The organism is Trueperella sp. LYQ143, assembly GCF_046599595.1.
In the GTDB taxonomy this organism is placed as follows: Bacteria; Actinomycetota; Actinomycetes; order Actinomycetales; family Actinomycetaceae; genus Trueperella.
In genome coordinates, this window is sequence record NZ_JBKIWR010000005.1 from 33258 (window position 1) to 50175 (window position 16918).

General features: G+C 55.3%; 16 protein-coding genes. 2 read left to right on the forward strand and 14 right to left on the reverse strand.

The annotated features are described in order from the left end of the window. Nucleotides 1–18: 18 nt before the first annotated feature. The 13 genes from nuoK to ACLHIL_RS03020 form a co-directional block, all read right to left on the reverse strand. Complete coding sequence (gene nuoK, locus ACLHIL_RS02960; RefSeq protein ID WP_411296459.1) at nucleotides 19–318, reverse strand: NADH-quinone oxidoreductase subunit NuoK; 300 nt, start codon at nucleotides 316–318, stop codon at nucleotides 19–21. Beyond that, nucleotides 319–1353 (reverse strand): NADH-quinone oxidoreductase subunit J, encoded by a 1035-nt coding sequence (locus tag ACLHIL_RS02965; RefSeq protein WP_411296460.1) that lies wholly within the window; start codon nucleotides 1351–1353, stop codon nucleotides 319–321. After that, nucleotides 1350–2039, reverse strand: a complete 690-nt coding sequence (gene nuoI / locus ACLHIL_RS02970; RefSeq protein ID WP_411296461.1) for an NADH-quinone oxidoreductase subunit NuoI — start codon at nucleotides 2037–2039, stop codon at nucleotides 1350–1352. Before nuoI ends, ACLHIL_RS02965 begins: the two co-directional genes overlap by 4 nt. Next, nucleotides 2032–3366, reverse strand: coding sequence for an NADH-quinone oxidoreductase subunit NuoH (gene nuoH, locus ACLHIL_RS02975; RefSeq protein ID WP_411296462.1), 1335 nt, complete (start codon nucleotides 3364–3366; stop codon nucleotides 2032–2034). The genes nuoI and nuoH overlap by 8 nt, the downstream gene beginning before the upstream one ends. Next, nucleotides 3363–5945 carry an NADH-quinone oxidoreductase subunit G gene (locus tag ACLHIL_RS02980; RefSeq protein WP_411296463.1) on the reverse strand — a complete coding sequence of 861 codons (2583 nt, stop codon included), beginning with the start codon at nucleotides 5943–5945 and terminating at the stop codon, nucleotides 3363–3365. The genes nuoH and ACLHIL_RS02980 overlap by 4 nt, the downstream gene beginning before the upstream one ends. Continuing rightward, nucleotides 5942–7282: an NADH-quinone oxidoreductase subunit NuoF gene (gene nuoF / locus ACLHIL_RS02985; RefSeq protein ID WP_411296464.1), complete on the reverse strand. Its 1341-nt coding sequence runs from the start codon at nucleotides 7280–7282 to the stop codon at nucleotides 5942–5944. Before nuoF ends, ACLHIL_RS02980 begins: the two co-directional genes overlap by 4 nt. Continuing rightward, nucleotides 7279–7962, reverse strand: a complete 684-nt coding sequence (gene nuoE / locus ACLHIL_RS02990; protein WP_411296465.1) for an NADH-quinone oxidoreductase subunit NuoE — start codon at nucleotides 7960–7962, stop codon at nucleotides 7279–7281. The genes nuoF and nuoE overlap by 4 nt, the downstream gene beginning before the upstream one ends. Then, nucleotides 7962–9308, reverse strand: a complete 1347-nt coding sequence (locus tag ACLHIL_RS02995) for an NADH-quinone oxidoreductase subunit D (RefSeq protein ID WP_411296466.1) — start codon at nucleotides 9306–9308, stop codon at nucleotides 7962–7964. The genes nuoE and ACLHIL_RS02995 overlap by 1 nt, the downstream gene beginning before the upstream one ends. Next, entirely contained in the window at nucleotides 9308–10015 is a 708-nt protein-coding gene (locus tag ACLHIL_RS03000; RefSeq protein ID WP_411296467.1) for an NADH-quinone oxidoreductase subunit C, read from the reverse strand. The genes ACLHIL_RS02995 and ACLHIL_RS03000 overlap by 1 nt, the downstream gene beginning before the upstream one ends. Then, nucleotides 10012–10566, reverse strand: a complete 555-nt coding sequence (locus ACLHIL_RS03005; protein WP_411296468.1) for an NADH-quinone oxidoreductase subunit B — start codon at nucleotides 10564–10566, stop codon at nucleotides 10012–10014. The genes ACLHIL_RS03000 and ACLHIL_RS03005 overlap by 4 nt, the downstream gene beginning before the upstream one ends. A 5-nt stretch (nucleotides 10567–10571) precedes the next feature. Continuing rightward, the gene (locus tag ACLHIL_RS03010; RefSeq protein WP_411296469.1) at nucleotides 10572–10931 is read right to left on the reverse strand and encodes an NADH-quinone oxidoreductase subunit A; all 360 of its coding nucleotides are present in this window, start codon (nucleotides 10929–10931) and stop codon (nucleotides 10572–10574) included. Between the two features lie 110 nt (nucleotides 10932–11041). Continuing rightward, nucleotides 11042–12346 (reverse strand): geranylgeranyl reductase family protein, encoded by a 1305-nt coding sequence (locus ACLHIL_RS03015; RefSeq protein WP_411296470.1) that lies wholly within the window; start codon nucleotides 12344–12346, stop codon nucleotides 11042–11044. A gap of 267 nt (nucleotides 12347–12613) precedes the next feature. Next, complete coding sequence (locus tag ACLHIL_RS03020) at nucleotides 12614–13324, reverse strand: class I SAM-dependent methyltransferase (protein ID WP_411296471.1); 711 nt, start codon at nucleotides 13322–13324, stop codon at nucleotides 12614–12616. Nucleotides 13325–13363: 39 nt separating this feature from the next. On the opposite strand from ACLHIL_RS03020, the gene ACLHIL_RS03025 reads away from it, so the two are divergent. Both ACLHIL_RS03025 and ACLHIL_RS03030 read left to right on the forward strand, forming a co-directional pair. After that, nucleotides 13364–13879 carry a hypothetical protein gene (locus tag ACLHIL_RS03025; protein WP_411296472.1) on the forward strand — a complete coding sequence of 172 codons (516 nt, stop codon included), beginning with the start codon at nucleotides 13364–13366 and terminating at the stop codon, nucleotides 13877–13879. 570 nt (nucleotides 13880–14449) lie between these two features. Further along, nucleotides 14450–14665, forward strand: a complete 216-nt coding sequence (locus tag ACLHIL_RS03030) for a hypothetical protein (protein ID WP_411296473.1) — start codon at nucleotides 14450–14452, stop codon at nucleotides 14663–14665. On the opposite strand, the gene ACLHIL_RS03035 is transcribed toward ACLHIL_RS03030, so the two are convergent. Next, on the reverse strand, nucleotides 14662–16770 hold the full coding sequence (locus tag ACLHIL_RS03035) for a trypsin-like peptidase domain-containing protein (protein WP_411296474.1): 2109 nt from the start codon (nucleotides 16768–16770) through the stop codon (nucleotides 14662–14664). The genes ACLHIL_RS03030 and ACLHIL_RS03035 overlap by 4 nt on opposite strands. Between the last annotated feature and the right edge of the window lie 148 nt (nucleotides 16771–16918).

Here is a 16918-nt window from a genome sequence, read left to right on the forward strand (position 1 = left end):
GGATCACACCTGCTTCCGTCAGTTCTTCATCAGATTCGCACCATCTAGCGATGCGGTTCTGCGGGTTCGGAAAATAGAGACGATGATGGCTAGCCCAACGACAACTTCTGCTGCCGCGACGACCATCACGAAAAACGCAAATACCTGACCGTCCAGGTTGCCCCACATGCGGGAGAAAGCCACCAAAACAAGGTTGCAGGAGTTCAGCATGATTTCCACACCAAGAACTGCTACTACGCCATTGCGTCGGGTTAAAACTGTTGCGCCACCGATAACGAAGAGGACGACGCCAAGGATGACATACCACCACAGGTTCATTTACCGTTCCTCCTCATCTGCTTTTGCCGTCAGCTCGGCAGTGACTTCGTGCTCGTCACGTACCTTTTTAGCGGAGGGCAATTCAGAGCCTGCTGGCTGGGATAGCGCTTCGCCGCTTCCAGCGGATCCAGATTCAAGTTCCTCCAACTTGCGCAGCGCGGCATCGTGATCGGGAGCAGCATCGCCGGGCATACCCATAAGTGTGGAGCGCCCAACCGTGCCGTATGTGCTCGGACCGGAGATTCCCGTACCACGCGCAATACGCTCTACCGTTGCCGGCGAGATCTCGCCAACGGTTCGTACCTGCCCACGCACCTGCAGCACGCGGTTGGTCGAACCTCGCACCGGCTCGCCAAAGGCTGTCAGCGCGGGATTCGCTGAAGAGTTCGATTCCGCGTAGACACCTGGATTCGGCTTGTGGCCGATGTGGCGCCCGCTGGTAACGAAATCACGTACTGCCTGATGTGCCCGATCTTCTTGGGTAATCGGATCACGCAAGCGGTCGCGGTGCGTCAAAGTCATCGCTCCAAGAGCCGCAACGATCAAGAGCGTGCCCGTCAATTCCAGAGTTAGCACATTGCTGGAGAAAATCACTTTCGCCACAGCGGCAGGATTCCCTCCCGTATTGGCGCTTTCCAAACCAACTGCCTCCGGATTGGCAACGTTGAGGATAACCGCGATCATAATGGCGGCAATCCCCAAACCACCCAATGCGGCGACCAATCGCTGCCCCTTCAGCGTCTCGTGCCGTGAATCAGCCGAATCAATACCGATCAGCATGAGCACGAACAAGAACATCATCAAAATTGCTCCGGTGTAAACCACCACCTGAGCAACCCCCAGGAACGGCGCCTCCAGCACTGTATAAATAACAGCCAAGCCCACCATGATGAAGATGACGCTCACTACGGTGTACACCGCACGACGGGCGATCAGCAGACCAAATATAGCCAAAGCGATCATCGCGAATGCGGTAACAGCAAAAACGATCGTCTCTCCTAGTGAGAGCGTAATCGGTTGATATGCCGAGTTCATTGCTTCGCCCCCTCAGTTGGTGCGTTCTGGCGAACCGAAGCCAAGGATGGATCATCCGGTCGGTTTTCCCGAACCCAGGCGATCTGCTCTGGCGTCGGGCCGGTCACCGAACCACGGTAATAATCAGAATCGGTCGTGCCCGCTACCATCGGGTGTGGCGGGTTGAGCATTCCTTGCGCCAACGGAACGAGCAAGTCCTGCTTTTCGTAGATCATGCTCTCTCGGGTTGGACCAACAATCTCGTACTCATTGCTCATCGTCAGGGCCCGCGTCGGGCAGGCTTGAATACAGTATGAGCAGAAGATGCACCGCAAATAATTAACTTGGTACACCCGCCCGTATCGCTCACCCGGAGAATACTGTGCTTGTGGCGTATTCGCAGCAGCCTCAACATAGATAGCATCTGCCGGACACGCCCACGCGCACAACTCACAACCAATGCATTTTTCCAACCCATCGGCATATCTATTTAGGCGATGAATCCCGTGATAGCGCGGGCGTGTTGGAACCTTTTTGAAGGGGTACTGCTCAGTTACCGTCGGACGGAAAATAGTGGAAAATGTGACGCCGAATCCAGCAACCGGCGAAAAGAAACGACCAATTGGGCCTTTCTTCGTCGGGCTATATAGGACCTCATCTGGTTGAGCGAATTGCCCAGCAGAGCTATTCGTCATTTCCTCAGACATTCTCAGCCTCCTCAACATTTGAGCTGACTGCTTCTTTACGCGCAGCACGCGGCGACGGTGGCAAATGCTGACCCGGCAACGGCGGCACCGGATAGCCATTTTCAAATCCGTCAAATTCGGTGGATTCGCGCTCTTCAATAATTTCTTGCTGAGTAGGCTTGATCGTGTCATCGCCAAATGCCCAGATCAACAGGATCAGCGAGTAGCCGATCGACAGGATAATCATGACGTTACGGGCGTTGATTGGCGTCACTGCGTTGACCCCGATGACGATCATCGTGATAGCCAACCAGCCTAATCCGGCAGGGATCAGCCCCTTCCAGCCTAAGTGCATGAACTGGTCATAGCGGAAGCGCAACAGCGTACCGCGCACCCACACGAAGATTCCCATGAAGAACCAGGTCTTAGCAACGAATACCAAGATCGGGAACCATCCCTGGTTCGGATCACCATGCCACAGGGAGAACAGTCGCGTGATGATCGGGCCTGAGCGCCATCCGCCAAGGAACAGCGTCGTCGCCAGCATCGACATATTCAGCATGTTGATGTACTCCGACAGGTAGTACCAGGCGAATTTCATCGACGAGTACTCCACGTGCGGGCCAGCCACAATTTCGCCTTCTGCTTCTGGCAAATCGAATGGCAGACGGTTCGTGCCACCAAACATACAGACGAAATAGATTAAGAATGCTGGCATGAGCAAGATAATGTTCCACACATCCGTCTGAGCCGAGACGATTCCTGACGTGGACATCGTCGCCGCTGCGAGGAACACCGTCACTAACGACAACCCTTGCGCGAGTTCATAAGAAATCATTTGCGTTGCAGCACGCACCGAGCCATAGAGCGGCAAGGTGGACTTTGCCGACCAGCCACCAAGAACCAAACCATATTCGCCGAGAGCTGCCGTCGCCAATACGAACAGCATCGCAACCGGCGAATCCGCGAGCTGGATGGGGGTGGAGATACCGAAGATCGAGACGTTCGGTGCCAGCGGAATCACCGCCATCACCACAAAGGCACACAGCGCCGAGATGATCGGAGCAATAAAGTAAATCACTTTATCCGCGCCAGCAAGCCAAAAATCTTCTTTCAGCATGAGCTTGATAGCGTCAGGGAAAGACTGGAGCAAACCGAAAGGACCAACCGTATTAGGACCCAATCGGTTTTGCATCCGAGCCAGCAACCTGCGTTCAAACCACAGCGCGAAGATCACCGAGAAGATCAGGAACATCACGATCGCAACCGCTTTGATTACCCAGATCCACCAGGTGTCCTGAGAGAAATCGACGGCAACACCGTCGAGAGCAAAGATCGCAGGGGTCACTTGGTCACCTCCGAAGGAGCAATGGTTACGACGTCGCCGGCTCGGCAGCCCAACGTGGAGATTGCGCAGCCAACCGCATTTTGCGGCACCCACACCACTGCGTCAGGCATATCGAGGACAACAGCGTCCAAGGTCAGCGAACCGGACGGGCCAGTAATCGTGACAGCATGCCCGATACCTGCATCTGCTGCAGTTCTTTCCGACATGACCGCCACCGGCTTGCGAGCCGTCTTAGCCAGGTTCGATTCACATGCGAGCAAAGTGCCCGCGTCAATCATCTGTTTCCAGGAAGCAAGTACCGCTTGCCCACGAGCCACCGTAGGAGCCGGCGAGGCAGGATCCTGCGGATCTGTTCCCCGCGTGCCATCCCAACGACGCAACTCCGCCATTTCGGTTACCGCCTCAGCAAGGGTGCGCAGCCCAAGATCAACGCCAAGTTCCTCAGCAAGATCATGCAGGACTCGACGATCAGGCAGATTCGTTGAGACAAGCGTTTGCCCGAAGGGGCGCAACCGGCCTTCCCAGTTGACAAAAGTACCGCCCTTTTCCGCCGTCGGTGCAACTGGCAGAAGAACATCGGCGTACTGCGTCGTCTCGGTATCACGGGCTTCAAGCTGAACGACGAACGCGCGCTCTAATGCCTGGGTCGCAATCGGCGGAAGATCTGCCAGTTCTACACCGGCAAGCAGCAGGGCATCAATGTGCCCGGCAGCCGCAGCCTGCAAAATATCCTCAGTGCGCAAGCCCGGCTCTTCCGGCAAGGAATCCACTCCCCACACTGCTGCGGTATCAATGCGTGCCTGGGTGTCAGCAACTAACCGAGCACCGGGAAGCAAATGCCCCACTGCGCCAGCGTCCACAGCACCGCGATCACCAGCTCGCCGTGGGATCCAGGCGATTCGTGCTCCGGTGCGCTGCGCCAAGCGGATAACAGCAGAGAGCGTGCCGGCGGAATCTGCTGCTCGTTCACCGACGAGGATGACGGCCCCGCTATTCGTCATATCAGCAAAGACGTCTGCGAACATTCCTCGTCCGTCAGCAACAATTGCGTCCAGGACTTCAGCTTCCGTACCAGGCGTCGCTGGCACAAAGCGCGCATTCATTTTAACTGTGCCTAAGGTCGGATACGCAGAGATGACAGATACTTTCGTCGTGCCTGCCAAGGCGGCTTTGCGCAGACGCAGGAACACCGAGCCAATTTCATCCTCGGCTTCCAAGCTCACTGTCAAGACATGACCAGCGTGCTCAATATCAGCGTAGGTCACGCCCAAGCCGCTTCCGGCCACGCGCGCAGCCAAGAAAGCATCCTCTTCATCGGTGCCTCGGCGCGTGCGGAAATCAATATCGTTTGTCTTGAGAACGGTACGCGCAAATTTGCCGTATGCGTAGGCATCTTCAATAGTTAGCCGACCGCCAACCAGCACGCCCACTCTCTTTGCAGACTTCAACCCTTTACCTGCTGCTTCAATGGCCTCAAACCATGAGGTCGGCCCCGGATTAGCAGCGATACGCGGATACGTCAGGCGATCAGCCCCCTGCTGCCAATGGAAAGCGAAACGATCCTTATCCGTGATCCAGGATTCGTTGACGTCCATATCCTCTTGAGCGAGTCGGCGCACGAGCGTACCACGGCGGTAATCCACGCGGATCGCTGAACCAGAGGCATCGTGCTCCGTAACGGACGGCACCGAAACGAGATCGAACGGCCGCGCCCGGAAACGGTAAGAGCTAGAGGTAAGCGCACCAACCGGGCAGATCTGAATAACGTTGCCGGAGAAGTAGGACGCAAAAGGCTTACCCGTCACATCCATTTCGGCTGGCTCAACTGGCCCAGCTGCGAAACCTTCCACCCGACCTGCGCATCCGTCAGGCCCAGAATAGTCGTTGTCGATGATCTCCACGTGGCTACCATCTGATTGCGCAAAATCAAGAACCGACGCATCGAAGTTTCCAATTTGCGATCCGTGCAGCCCGTGAACACCACGACCAGGCGTGCCTCCCCCTCGGCCTTGTAGCTGAATGAAAGGATCTCCAGCAATCTGTGTGGAAAAACGCGTACAGCGCTGGCACAGAATACAGCGGTCGCGATCCAACAAAATCTGCGGTGACACCGAGATTGGCTTTGGATAGGTGCGCTTGACATCAATAAAACGAGACTGTGTACGCCCGTCGGTCATCGCCTGGTTCTGTAGTGGGCACTCCCCGCCTTTGTCGCACACTGGGCAGTCCATCGGGTGATTAATCAGGAGGAACTCCATCACCCCATGCTGGGCCTTCTTCGCTACCTCGGAGGTACTCGCCGTATAAACTTCCATGCCTGGCGAAACCGTCACCGCACAAGCTGGCTGCGGCTTCGGCATTTTTTGAACGACGCCATCGCGATTCGGTGAGGCCACTTCCACGAGGCACTGACGGCACGCTGCCGCTGGCTTCAATAGCGGGTGGTCACAAAAGCGCGGGATATGAACGCCGACTTGCTCGGCAGCACGGATAATCAACGTTCCCTGCGGAACGGAGACTTCTTTGCCGTCTACCTTCAGCGTCACCATATTGACAGGTGCTGTTTCTTGCGTTGTCATTGAACACCTACTTCGCTGAAAAGAACCGACTTTTCAATCGGGAATAGCTCGGCGGCTGGCGTGGTATATCCGGCTTCGAACTCCGAGCGGAACAGCTCAATAGCTGAGCGAACTGGCGTAGCTGCCGCATCACCCAGGGCGCAGAAGGAGCGTCCAAGGATATTTCCGGCAATCTCGTATAGCAGTTCGATCTCGCCCTCACGCGCACAGCCTTGCTCGAATCGCTGCATTAATTGGCGCATCCAGAACGTGCCTTCTCGGCATGGCGTACATTTACCGCAGGATTCATGCTGGTAGAAATCCGTCCACCGAGATACCACCCGCACAACTGATACTGTCTCATCGAAGATCTGAATAGCGCGGGTCGCCAACATGGATTTGCCTTCGACGACTTCCTCGTAACCGAGCGGAATATCCAGGTGATCGGGCGTCCACAGCGGAGCAGATGAACCGCCGATAGCGAAGAACTTGAGCTGGTGACCTTCACGGATACCGCCCGCCATCTCTAGCAGTTCCCGCATAGTAATACCGAATGGGGCCTCATACTGCCCCGGGTACTTCACGTGCCCCGAGAGCGAGAAAATGCCGTGCCCACGCGAATTCTTCGTATTCGCACCCATTGCTTGGAACCACTCGACACCGTTGTTAACGATGCCGGGCACAGAGCAGATGGATTCAACATTGTTGACAACAGTCGGTCGCGCATAAAGACCCGCAACTGCCGGGAATGGCGGCTTCAAGCGCGGTTGACCGCGGTAGCCTTCCAAGGAATCGAGCAGTGCTGTTTCTTCACCACAGATGTAGGCGCCTGCTCCAGCGTGAACGGTGATGTCGAGATCGTAATCCCCATTCGGCCCGCGGCCAGTTCCCAGCAGACCTGCTTCCCGAGCTTCGCGAACTGCATTAAGGAGACGACGATATACATGCACAACCTCGCCACGCAGGTAGACGAAGCCGTGATGCCCGCCGATAGCGAGCATACAAATCATCATGCCTTCCAATAGCAGGTGCGGATTCGCCATGAGAACCGGAATATCCTTACAGGTTCCCGGTTCTGATTCATCAGCATTGACGACGAGGTAACGCGGGCCGCCGTCGGGGGCAGGCAAAAAGGACCATTTAAGACCCGTCGGGAAGCCAGCGCCACCGCGCCCACGCAGACCGGAGTCTTTGATGAGATTGGTTAGGGCTCCAGCGTCTTGAGCGAGTTCCCATGCGCGTTCAATAGCGGCATAACCGCCATTGGCACGGTAGGTATCAATCGTCCATGAGCGCTCTTTATCCCAGATGTCACTCAGTACTGGCGAAAGCGTGCCAGGTTCGGAATATGCGGTCACTTTGTTCCCTCCTCACCGACAGGTCGCGGGGATGTCCACCCATTTTGCCGAGCTAATCGCAGGCCACGCAGTGAAGCTTCACCAGCTCCGGGACCTTCATTCACATGCCCGTCTTCAAATCCGGCCAGCACACGAGAAATTTCCTTGAACGTGTGGACCTTTTCTGGACCTCGCGTAGGGTGAATATCTCGCCCGGCTCGAATATCGTCAACAATTGCTTTCGCTGACTGCGGCGTCTGGTTATCGAAGAATTCCCAGTTGACCATAATCACCGGAGCGTAATCACAACCGGCATTACATTCGAGCCGTTCCAGGGTAATCTTGCCATCTTCCGTCGTTTCATCATGACCAACACCGACGTACTGGCTCAGTTCCTCCCAGATAATATCGCCGCCCATCACGGCACATAGCGCGTTAGTGCATACCCCCACGTTGTATTCGCCATTGGGATGACGACGATATTGCGAATAGAACGTTGCTACCGCTGAGACTTGCGCCCGAGTCAAACCGAGAATATCTGCCACCAGGGTAATTCCCCGCGGTGAACAAAAACCATCTTCTGACTGGATCAGATGCAACATCGGCATGATGGCAGAGCGTGAGTTCGGGTAGCGCGCAATAATCTGCTCAGCGTCAGCACGCAAACGCTGTTCGACTTCTGGCGTGTAGTTCGGTGTCATTATCGGTCCACTCCTCCCATCACCGGATCAACAGCGGCAAGCGCAATGATGAGATCCGCCAAGAGGCCACCCTCACTCATCAGCGCCAGAGACTGCAAGTTATTAAAACCAGGATCTCGGAAGTGTGCCCGATATGGGCGCGTACCGCCGTCAGAGACGAGGTGAACGCCAAAGATCCCCTTGGGGTGCTCAACCATGTGGTACACCTGACCCGCCGGAACGCGGAACCCCTCCGTGACCAGCTTGAAGTGATGAATCAGGGATTCCATCGATTCGGTCATGATCTGGCGAACGTGCTCCGGGCTATTTCCCTGCCCATCGGTCGAGATGGATAGCTGCGCCGGCCATGCGATCTTCTTATCCTCGATCATCACTGGCTGCCCAGCCGTCCGATCCAGCTCATCAAGAACCTGGTAGATAATACGCAGAGACTGGTAGCACTCTTCGAACTTGATCTTAATGCGGTTGTACGCATCGCATTTATCCGCAACCGGCACGTCAAATTCGTACTTCTCATAGCCGGAATTCGGTTGAGTCTTACGCAAATCCCACGGCAGACCAGCAGCGCGGATAGACGGACCCGTCATCGACAAGGCCATGAGCGAGGATAATGGCGAAACCGCCACATCGACATGACGCTTCTTGAAGATGGGGTTATCCATCGTCAGGTCTTGCATTTCCGAAATCGTATTGCGTACTCCGGGCAGTAGCTCACGAATATAATCGGTGCCTCCCGCCGGAATATCATCAAGAACACCACCTGGGCGGATGAACTCGTGGTTCATTCGCAGACCTGTAATATCCTCAAGGATACGCAAAATATCTTCGCGCAGTCGGAAGGTTAAGGTCAGCATGGTGGTGGCGCCAAGTTCGTTACCGCCTGAGCCAATACCAACGATATGGGACGAGATACGGGTCAACTCCATGAGGAGCACGCGAATTGCCTGTGCTCGCTGCGGGATGCGATCCTCAATCCCTAACAGTTTCTCTATCGCCTGGCAATAGGCTACTTCCTGGAAAATCGGAGCGACGTAATCCATTCGAGTACAGAACGCAACGCCCTGGGTCCAGGTACGGAACTCCATGTTTTTCTCAATGCCGGTGTGTAAGAAGCCGGTTGCCGCCCGCACTTCATTTACCCGTTCACCGTCAAGTTCTACCTGAACACGCAGCACACCGTGGGTAGAGGGATGGACTGGACCAAGGTTGATAACGATATGCTCCTCGCCCAGTTCTTCGGCGTCCTTAGCAATATCGCCCCAATCGCCACCGACTGCCTCATATACCTTCGCTCCGGCGGTGGATTCATCTGTCGCGCTTGCGGTAGCGCGTGGAATAGTCGTCATTAGTTGTACTCCCTCCGTGCATCCGGCGGTGGCACGATGGCACCCTTGTACTCCACTGGAATACCGCCCAATGGGTAATCCTTGCGCTGGGGGTGCCCCACCCAATCATCAGGCATCGCCGAGCGGGTTAAGCCCGGGTGCCCGTCAAAAATGATGCCCATAAGATCAAATGCTTCACGCTCTGACCAGTCATCGCCTGGATAAACCGAGCACAGCGACGGCATATGCGGATCATCTTCCGGGCACGTCACTTCCAAGGCGATCACGCGGTTATGGGTAATGGAGAAAAGCGGGAAATACGCATGTAGCTCGCGCCCGTTATCCATGGGATAGTGGACGGCTGACACGCCCAAGCACATCTCAAAACGCAAATCTTGATCGTCGCGCACATACCGAGCAACATCAAGCAGGCGCTCACGCGGCACAAAGATAACCAACTGACCGTTGTCAATTGATACTTTTTCGATAACCTCGTATTCGCGGTACCCATCTGCCTGTGCCAATTCGACGATAATATCGACAACTTCGTCGAACCATCCGCCAAACGGCCGGTGAGCCGGACGTGCCACCACAAAAGTCTCTTTATGGCCGGTGAATCCCGTGGTATCGCCGGTATCCGTCACGCCCCACATCCCCGAGCGTTGCGCGACAACGGAAGCACCGAACGCGCCGTCGGGCACTATCGTCCCGTCAGTTTTTTCACTCACGCCAGCAATCCCTTCTGTTCTTCAAGCGGAACCGCAGCCAATGCCGCCTGCTCGGCGCGGCGAGCGATTTCCTTTCGGTGCTCGCCGATCGGGCGACCTTCCATATGATTCTTACGCAGTTCAAAAATAGCGTTTATCAGCATTTCTGGACGCGGCGGGCAACCTGGCAAGTACACATCAACCGGCACGAGGTGATCGATGCCCTGCAAAATCGCGTAATTATTGAACATGCCGCCAGAAGATGCGCATGCGCCCATGGAGATAACCCATTTGGGCTCCATGAGCTGATCGTAGACATTGCGAACTACCGGGGCCATCTTTTGGCTAACTCGCCCTGAAATAATCATGAGATCGGCGTGACGAGGCGAAGCGCGGAACACTTCCATGCCGATACGAGCGGCGTCGAAACGCACCGCACCGAAGGCCATCATCTCGATAGCGCAACACGCCAAGCCCATCGTTACTGGCCATGGAGAGCGAGCCTGCGACCAGCCAGCCACCGCCTCAATTCCAGTGAGGAGCTTTCCTCCGGCTTTCTCTTCAATTCCCATTTATTTCACTCCCATTCCAATCCGCCACGACGCCACTCATACATGAATGGGACGGTGATAAGGAATACAAAGGTCGCAATCGCAACGACGCCAAACAACCCCAGGCGATTGGCATTAACCGCCCACGGGTACAGGAAAACCACTTCGATATCAAAGATAATGAAGGTCATTGCCGTCAAAAAATACTTCACTGGGAATCGCCCGTCGTGACCAGCACTCGGAGTTGCTTCTAGGCCACATTCATAGTTGGCAACCTTAATGCGGTTGTACCGCTTGGGGCCCAGGATGGCACTCATTAACAGACCAGCGACCGCGACCACGCCAGCGGCAATGATCATCACTAACAAGGGAACATACGAATACATTTAGTCCTCCACATGTCCGTTCTTCATCGAAGGCATTCTCGCGCCAATGCGCAGTTCACCTTCCACCCTACAGCCCGAAAGGCGCGGGCACGTATTCTCTAGCCAGTTCGTCATGCTCGCGGCACCACCTTCGTTAGCGTGGTAATGAACCTATCCATCCAATCACCACCATGACGATCATACGAATCAGAAAGCAATTTCATGACAAGTTTCATGAGCGCGGGACGCGGCAAACCGTATTTAACACATATATGCATAACAGCGGGATTTTCGATAAGTTTCGCAAAAATGCGCCCCAATGTGTAGTATCCGCCTAGTTCATCGCGCATCAGCATGGGATATTGCTCCATAGCCCGATCTTGTTCGCGCACCGACGGACGCGACATCGCCTGCACAATCGAATCAGCAAGCAACCGACCGCTAACAAGCGCGTAGGCAATCCCCTCGCCATTGAACGGGGAAACCATGCCGCCAGCATCACCGACCAGCGCTAACCCATTGGCGTAATGCGGGGTGCGATTAAAGGCCATCGGCAAAGCCGCCCCCTGAATCGGCCCACGCTGATTTTCCGCAGTAAGACCCCATTCTTCCGGCGTATGGGCCAGCCACTGTTGCAAAACGTTTTTATGGTTAATCCCGGAGGCTTTCGCCGTCGCCGACAGCGAACCCAAACCGACATTGACCAGACCATCGCCAACCGCAAACATCCAGGCATATCCCGGTAACTGTTCGGAACGCCCCGGCTCTCCTGCCCACAACTCTAGCTGGGACTCCATCATGTCCGTTTGGGCGAGCGGCGACTCAAAATACGTGCGTACTGCGACGCCCATCGGACGATTCATTTTCTTGGTGCGCCCACATGACGTCGCTAACCGAGCAGCTACACCGCCAGCGTCAACAACAAAACGAGCGCGATATTGGCTACGAGGAACATCCTGACGAGATCCCGCTACGGGCACCTCAGCTAAGGAATTGCGCTCCTGCGCTTCGACCCCAATGACCCGACCAGAACGCTCATCGTAGAGCGGAGCACAAACATGCACACCTTCTCGCAGGTGCGCTCCAGCCGCCACCGCATGCTGAGCAAGCATATGGTCCAGATCGATTCGTCGGCGTGCCGTTCCCCAGGAAGGCATTGAGCACAATTCTGGCCACGGAACTTCAATACAGTGCCCGCCGCCGTAGGCACGCACTCCGTAGTTACGCACCCAGCCATCTTCCTCGCGCAGGGAAATTCCCATGCGAATCAGCTCACCCACAGCGCGCGGAGTCAGACCGTCACCACAGGTTTTATCCCGCGGAAACGTCGCTTTTTCCAAAAGAATGACGTGCAACCCATGCAAGGCTAAATAGTAGGCGGTGGCACTTCCTGCGGGGCCTGCGCCGACGACGATAACGTCAGCATCTTGTGCCATACTCGCCGCCTTTCACGCAAAATTATTCCCCGCTATACCGTGAATAAGTCTACGCACTCCAGGAAACATTAGGAAAATTTTTGCCCGATATTAACAGCACAGTTCAGTTGCCAAAATAGTATCTCGGCAGAAGAAAATAGCTATAGCGCTCAGCCACGCTCCATGCGGTTCTATCCAAAAATCTCAAGCTAGCTCAGCGTTCCACTACCGTCAGGGGCATACTCGCGTCGGCTACCCAAAAGAATACCGCGCTGCCAAATCCGAGGATCACGCCGCTTTCTCAGCTAAGGGTTTACGGGCCCGATGAATAGCAACAATCCCATTTGTCAGGTTGCAATACTCCACATCCTGCCAGCCCACACTGGCAATCATCTGCCCTAGTTCCTGCTGCGCCGGCCAATCCATGATCGATTCAACAAGATAGTGGTACGCCGCCTGATCGGAGGAGACGACTGAAGCAATCCGCGGCATAATCGCCCCCAGATAGAATTCATACAATCCCCGAAAGACGGGGCACGTCGGACGGGAAAATTCAGTAATAACAACCCGCCCACCCGGTTTAGTTACCCGTAACATCTGCGCTAAGGCCACCAACGGATCATGAATATTGCGCAAGCCGTAGGAAATCGTGGTTACGTCAAAGCTATTATCCGCGAAAGGTAGATCCATCGCATCTGCCCGCACAAACTCCATATCGGGATAGCGCCGACGTCCTTCGCGCATCATGCCTTCCGAAAAATCACTCGCTACAACCTGTGCACCACAAGCAGCATACGAGGCTGCTGACGTTCCCGTTCCAGCCGCAATATCCAAAATTCGCATCCCCGGCTGTGGATTAATCGCATCCCGAGTAGCATGACGCCAAACGTAGACCATGCCGCCCGTCAGTGCCGCATTGGTGATGTCATATTTGCTCGATACCTCGTCGAACATCGACGAGACGTCATCCGGATTCTTTGCCAAGGTCGCACGTTTCATACCTGCATTTAACCAGATAGCCGCGTAACATCATTATTCGTGTTGACGATTCCACAACTGCGCGCGCAGACGACACCGCTGCCACATCGCCCGAACATTGCTACTTTCGTTTCGCTTCCTGGCGTGGTCAGCTTCTCAGGTGCGCCCGCACCGGCCCTAATATGCTGTGGGCATGCGGCAAGCATAAGCAGCGATGCTCCCCCTGGCAGCTCAAAGCAGTACCACGATTTCCGCTCCTGGTGGCAACAGCTCTACGACACTGCGGAAATTCGCAATACCTATACCCGTGCCGGCACCGGCCTGATTGCCCTGTGTGCCACTACTTTCCCTGAGCCAGACGAACCCGCAGTCTTTGCCGATCACTATAGCGAGCATATATTTACTGTTAATCGCGGTATCCACAGCGGATCACTCGTCATTCCACAGGTTGTTGTCGGCTACGACGATGACGCTGCGTGGCTGACGTTAATTGGCCCGATCGGGCAGGACGTATTCGATACCCTCGATCCACTCGCGCGTCAGGTGCTCGATCATGCCGTCCGCCCACCAGCGTAATCCGCAGCGATAAGGTAACGCCCTGTTTTTCGAGATTTTTGGGAGGTCGAATACCGCCTGCCCTAATACACATCCCAACAAACATCCCCGTCGTTTTATTGTGTTCATCTTTGCTAGTCATACCGCGCGCGTGTTAACTACCTTTAGCGCCGCAAACAGTACTTTTGGGGAAGATAGCGGTATTCTCCGTTATTAATTTGCCGGATTCTTTCTTCGCTTTTGCCGTCCACACACTGCTGACGGCGTAGAGGCGCACCGCTTACCCTTTGCATGTACCACGCTTCGACCGTGTTACATGCCGACTGGTCGTGTCATATACCGACTTCCCGCATTAGTGGCGATCCTGGATTCCTTGCCAATCCGCGCATGCCTTCACATAGCTTGCAGCTCCCAGCCTGGGCCAATCTTAGATCCCTTGCCATTCTTAGCCCGTACAGTATTCCGTTATTCCCTACCGTTTTCGTCTGCCCTTTTCATGGCGTATAAAAGCAGAAGCTCCTCTCGCGTTACACGTCACCTGACGTGTTCCAGCTAGAGCTTATGAGCCGTTAACTCACTGATACTGACTTGATGGATTATCGTTTTACGACGTTTTCAGCACAACAATCTCCGCACAATATGACGTGTGTCGAGCCTACTCCCTATGGAATCGACCCGACACACGTCAGTCCGGTGAATTATGTGTTGCCCAAGGTCAGATATGAACGCCAACCTCCGGCGGATAACGGCACAGCTACCACTTCATCGCTGTTTCCTTTATTGGAAACATCCACGACGATGATTTAGGAATCTGCGCGCGTTGCGAGCGTGACATCGACGTTGAGGAGTTCGCCGTTACGCTCGACGAGCAAAGTGAGGATATCCCCGGCTGCAAACTGCCGAGCATAACCCGTCAGAGAAATCGCTGACGAAACATCGTGGCCATTTACCTTCAAAACCACATCACCTGCACGCAGGCCCGCTTTTTCTGCCGGCGTTCCCGCTTCCACCTTCTGGATCTCTGCCCCAGTCCAGGACGTTCCCTGTGCAGTGCCAATTCCGTCTTTAATTTGCACACCGATATAGGCGTGTTGTGCGACCCCATGTTCAATAAGTTCTTTTGCAATTCGCTGCGCCAAATCAATAGGAATGGCAAAACCTAAACCGATTGATCCGCTTTGTGATTCCCGCGTTTCAGATAGTGACGCAATCGAGGAAGCAATCCCAATCACGCGCCCACTGGAATCAAATACCGGTCCGCCAGAATTACCCGGATTAACCGCAGCGTCAATCTGAATCGCATTCGTGACCACCCGCGTCGCATCCCGCAAATTCTGACCCGTCTTAAAAGTCTGGACTGGACGATCAAGCGCCGAGATAATGCCTGTCGTCATCGTCGTTGACAATCCCAACGGATTACCGATAGCGGCAACCGCTTGACCAACCTTAAGATCTGCAGAGGATCCTAACTGGGCGACGCTCAGATCTTTCGGAGGGGACTTGAGCGCCAGCACCGCTAAATCTGTTGATTCATCTGTGCCAACCACGCTTGCCTCATAGATCCGACCATCGGAAAGTTTGACCGCAATCTTCTGTGCCCCATCAACGACGTGATCGTTGGTGAGTACATGCCCATCGGCGTCAATAATAAAGCCAGATCCTGCTGCCGCTTCAGATCCTGTTTCGACATCAATGGAAACCACCGCACCGCTAACTGCTTCTGAGACGGCATGCCAATCTGGGGTAGAACCAACCGAGCTGACGAGTTGAGTCGTTCCGGTAGCTGTCGGCTGCGGCATGGAAGCTGGGCGGGCCTGCCCCCACCGCCACGACATCACTCCGACCCCAATCATTGCTCCGACTAATGAAGCAACCAGACCGACCGCAATCAGTGCCGCCCAACCAGGACGGCGCTTAGACCGCGAGGCTTTACCGGCCTGTTTTTCTTCCCAACCACTCCACGGCATTTGTTGCTCAGGGCGTTCATTCGAGTACTGGGGCAGCGGCATCGTTGCTGCTGGCGGATAGCTCATCTGCTCATCGTGAGGCGTGTGAATCGGATTCGGATCAGGCATAGTTGACGCGGATCCGGCGAACTGCCCAGGCTGATCGAATTCTCCTGACGCGACCGACGGTTGCGAGATGACCGGCTGTTGCGAAGCGAACGGCTGCTCGGGCGCTCCGTTCTTTTGCTCTGACGTGCTCGCCACCGAGGTATCACATACGGGGGCAGCAGACGCCGACCTCGCCGTATGAGAACCCAAGAACGGCACCTCCTGCGTCGGTAAAGAATCCCAGGAGGAAAATTCCGAGGAGGCAGTAAACGCAGCATTGTGTTGTACGCTCTCGCTACCCTGATTAATCGCCGACGTACCGCCCGCCACCTGCTCTGAGCCCCAGCTAGAAGAATGACCCACTGAGTATTCCGCCGTTACCTGACGAGATGCCGCACTCTGCCCATCCACATGCGATGACGGCGCAGATTCTCCATCAGAAAACAGCGGCGAATGTGAATGTGCTTGCGGCACCGCCGCCACGTCTGGAGCAACAGGCGGCGCAGAAAAATCAGGCTGAGCCACGGCGTCGCCATCTGAACATCCATTCTGCAGTTGGCTTTCATTGCCCTGATCCCAAGATGCCGGATCGAGCGTTACCGCTGCTTGCCCAGGGTGCGTCGGCATAAGTGCAGAGGCAGTATCGCCACCGTGGGAGGAGGTGCCCGCCGAATCCGAAACATGTGCCGAAGGTATCTCTGCCGGTTCAGCGCCTTGATGGGCGCCGTGTTCTGCGTCCTGCGTCGGTCCAAACCCAAACTGAGTTTGCCCCATTTGAGCTTGCCCTGTTTGCGGATCTGCGCCTGGCTGATACTCCGCACCATTACCGGTCACTGGCTGCCACTCCTCGTCGTTCATTACCTGTGTCCTTTCTCAGGCCGCTGCGCGCACTCACACACACTAAGATTTTCCTCCTAGCGCAGTGTCGCGGTCATCTTCACCACATTTCGGGACGTATCCCGAGCGGTACTGGCTACAGAAATTAGCGTCACACCATTATCTTCCC

Excerpts from the sequence above, each read along its gene's own strand:
- nuoE (WP_411296465.1), bottom strand. The coding sequence starts at position 7,962 with ATGACACCGAACTACACGCCAGAAGTCGAACAGCGTTTGCGTGCTGAC.
- ACLHIL_RS03035 (WP_411296474.1), bottom strand. The coding sequence starts at position 16,770 with ATGAACGACGAGGAGTGGCAGCCAGTGACCGGTAATGGTGCGGAGTAT.
- ACLHIL_RS03015 (WP_411296470.1), bottom strand. The coding sequence starts at position 12,346 with ATGGCACAAGATGCTGACGTTATCGTCGTCGGCGCAGGCCCCGCAGGA.
- ACLHIL_RS02980 (WP_411296463.1), bottom strand. The coding sequence starts at position 5,945 with ATGACAACGCAAGAAACAGCACCTGTCAATATGGTGACGCTGAAGGTA.
- ACLHIL_RS03030 (WP_411296473.1), top strand. The coding sequence starts at position 14,450 with ATGGATTATCGTTTTACGACGTTTTCAGCACAACAATCTCCGCACAAT.
- nuoI (WP_411296461.1), bottom strand. The coding sequence starts at position 2,039 with ATGTCTGAGGAAATGACGAATAGCTCTGCTGGGCAATTCGCTCAACCA.
- ACLHIL_RS03005 (WP_411296468.1), bottom strand. The coding sequence starts at position 10,566 with ATGGGAATTGAAGAGAAAGCCGGAGGAAAGCTCCTCACTGGAATTGAG.
- nuoK (WP_411296459.1), bottom strand. The coding sequence starts at position 318 with ATGAACCTGTGGTGGTATGTCATCCTTGGCGTCGTCCTCTTCGTTATC.
- ACLHIL_RS02965 (WP_411296460.1), bottom strand. The coding sequence starts at position 1,353 with ATGAACTCGGCATATCAACCGATTACGCTCTCACTAGGAGAGACGATC.
- ACLHIL_RS03020 (WP_411296471.1), bottom strand. The coding sequence starts at position 13,324 with ATGAAACGTGCGACCTTGGCAAAGAATCCGGATGACGTCTCGTCGATG.
- ACLHIL_RS03010 (WP_411296469.1), bottom strand. The coding sequence starts at position 10,931 with ATGTATTCGTATGTTCCCTTGTTAGTGATGATCATTGCCGCTGGCGTG.
- ACLHIL_RS02995 (WP_411296466.1), bottom strand. The coding sequence starts at position 9,308 with ATGACGACTATTCCACGCGCTACCGCAAGCGCGACAGATGAATCCACC.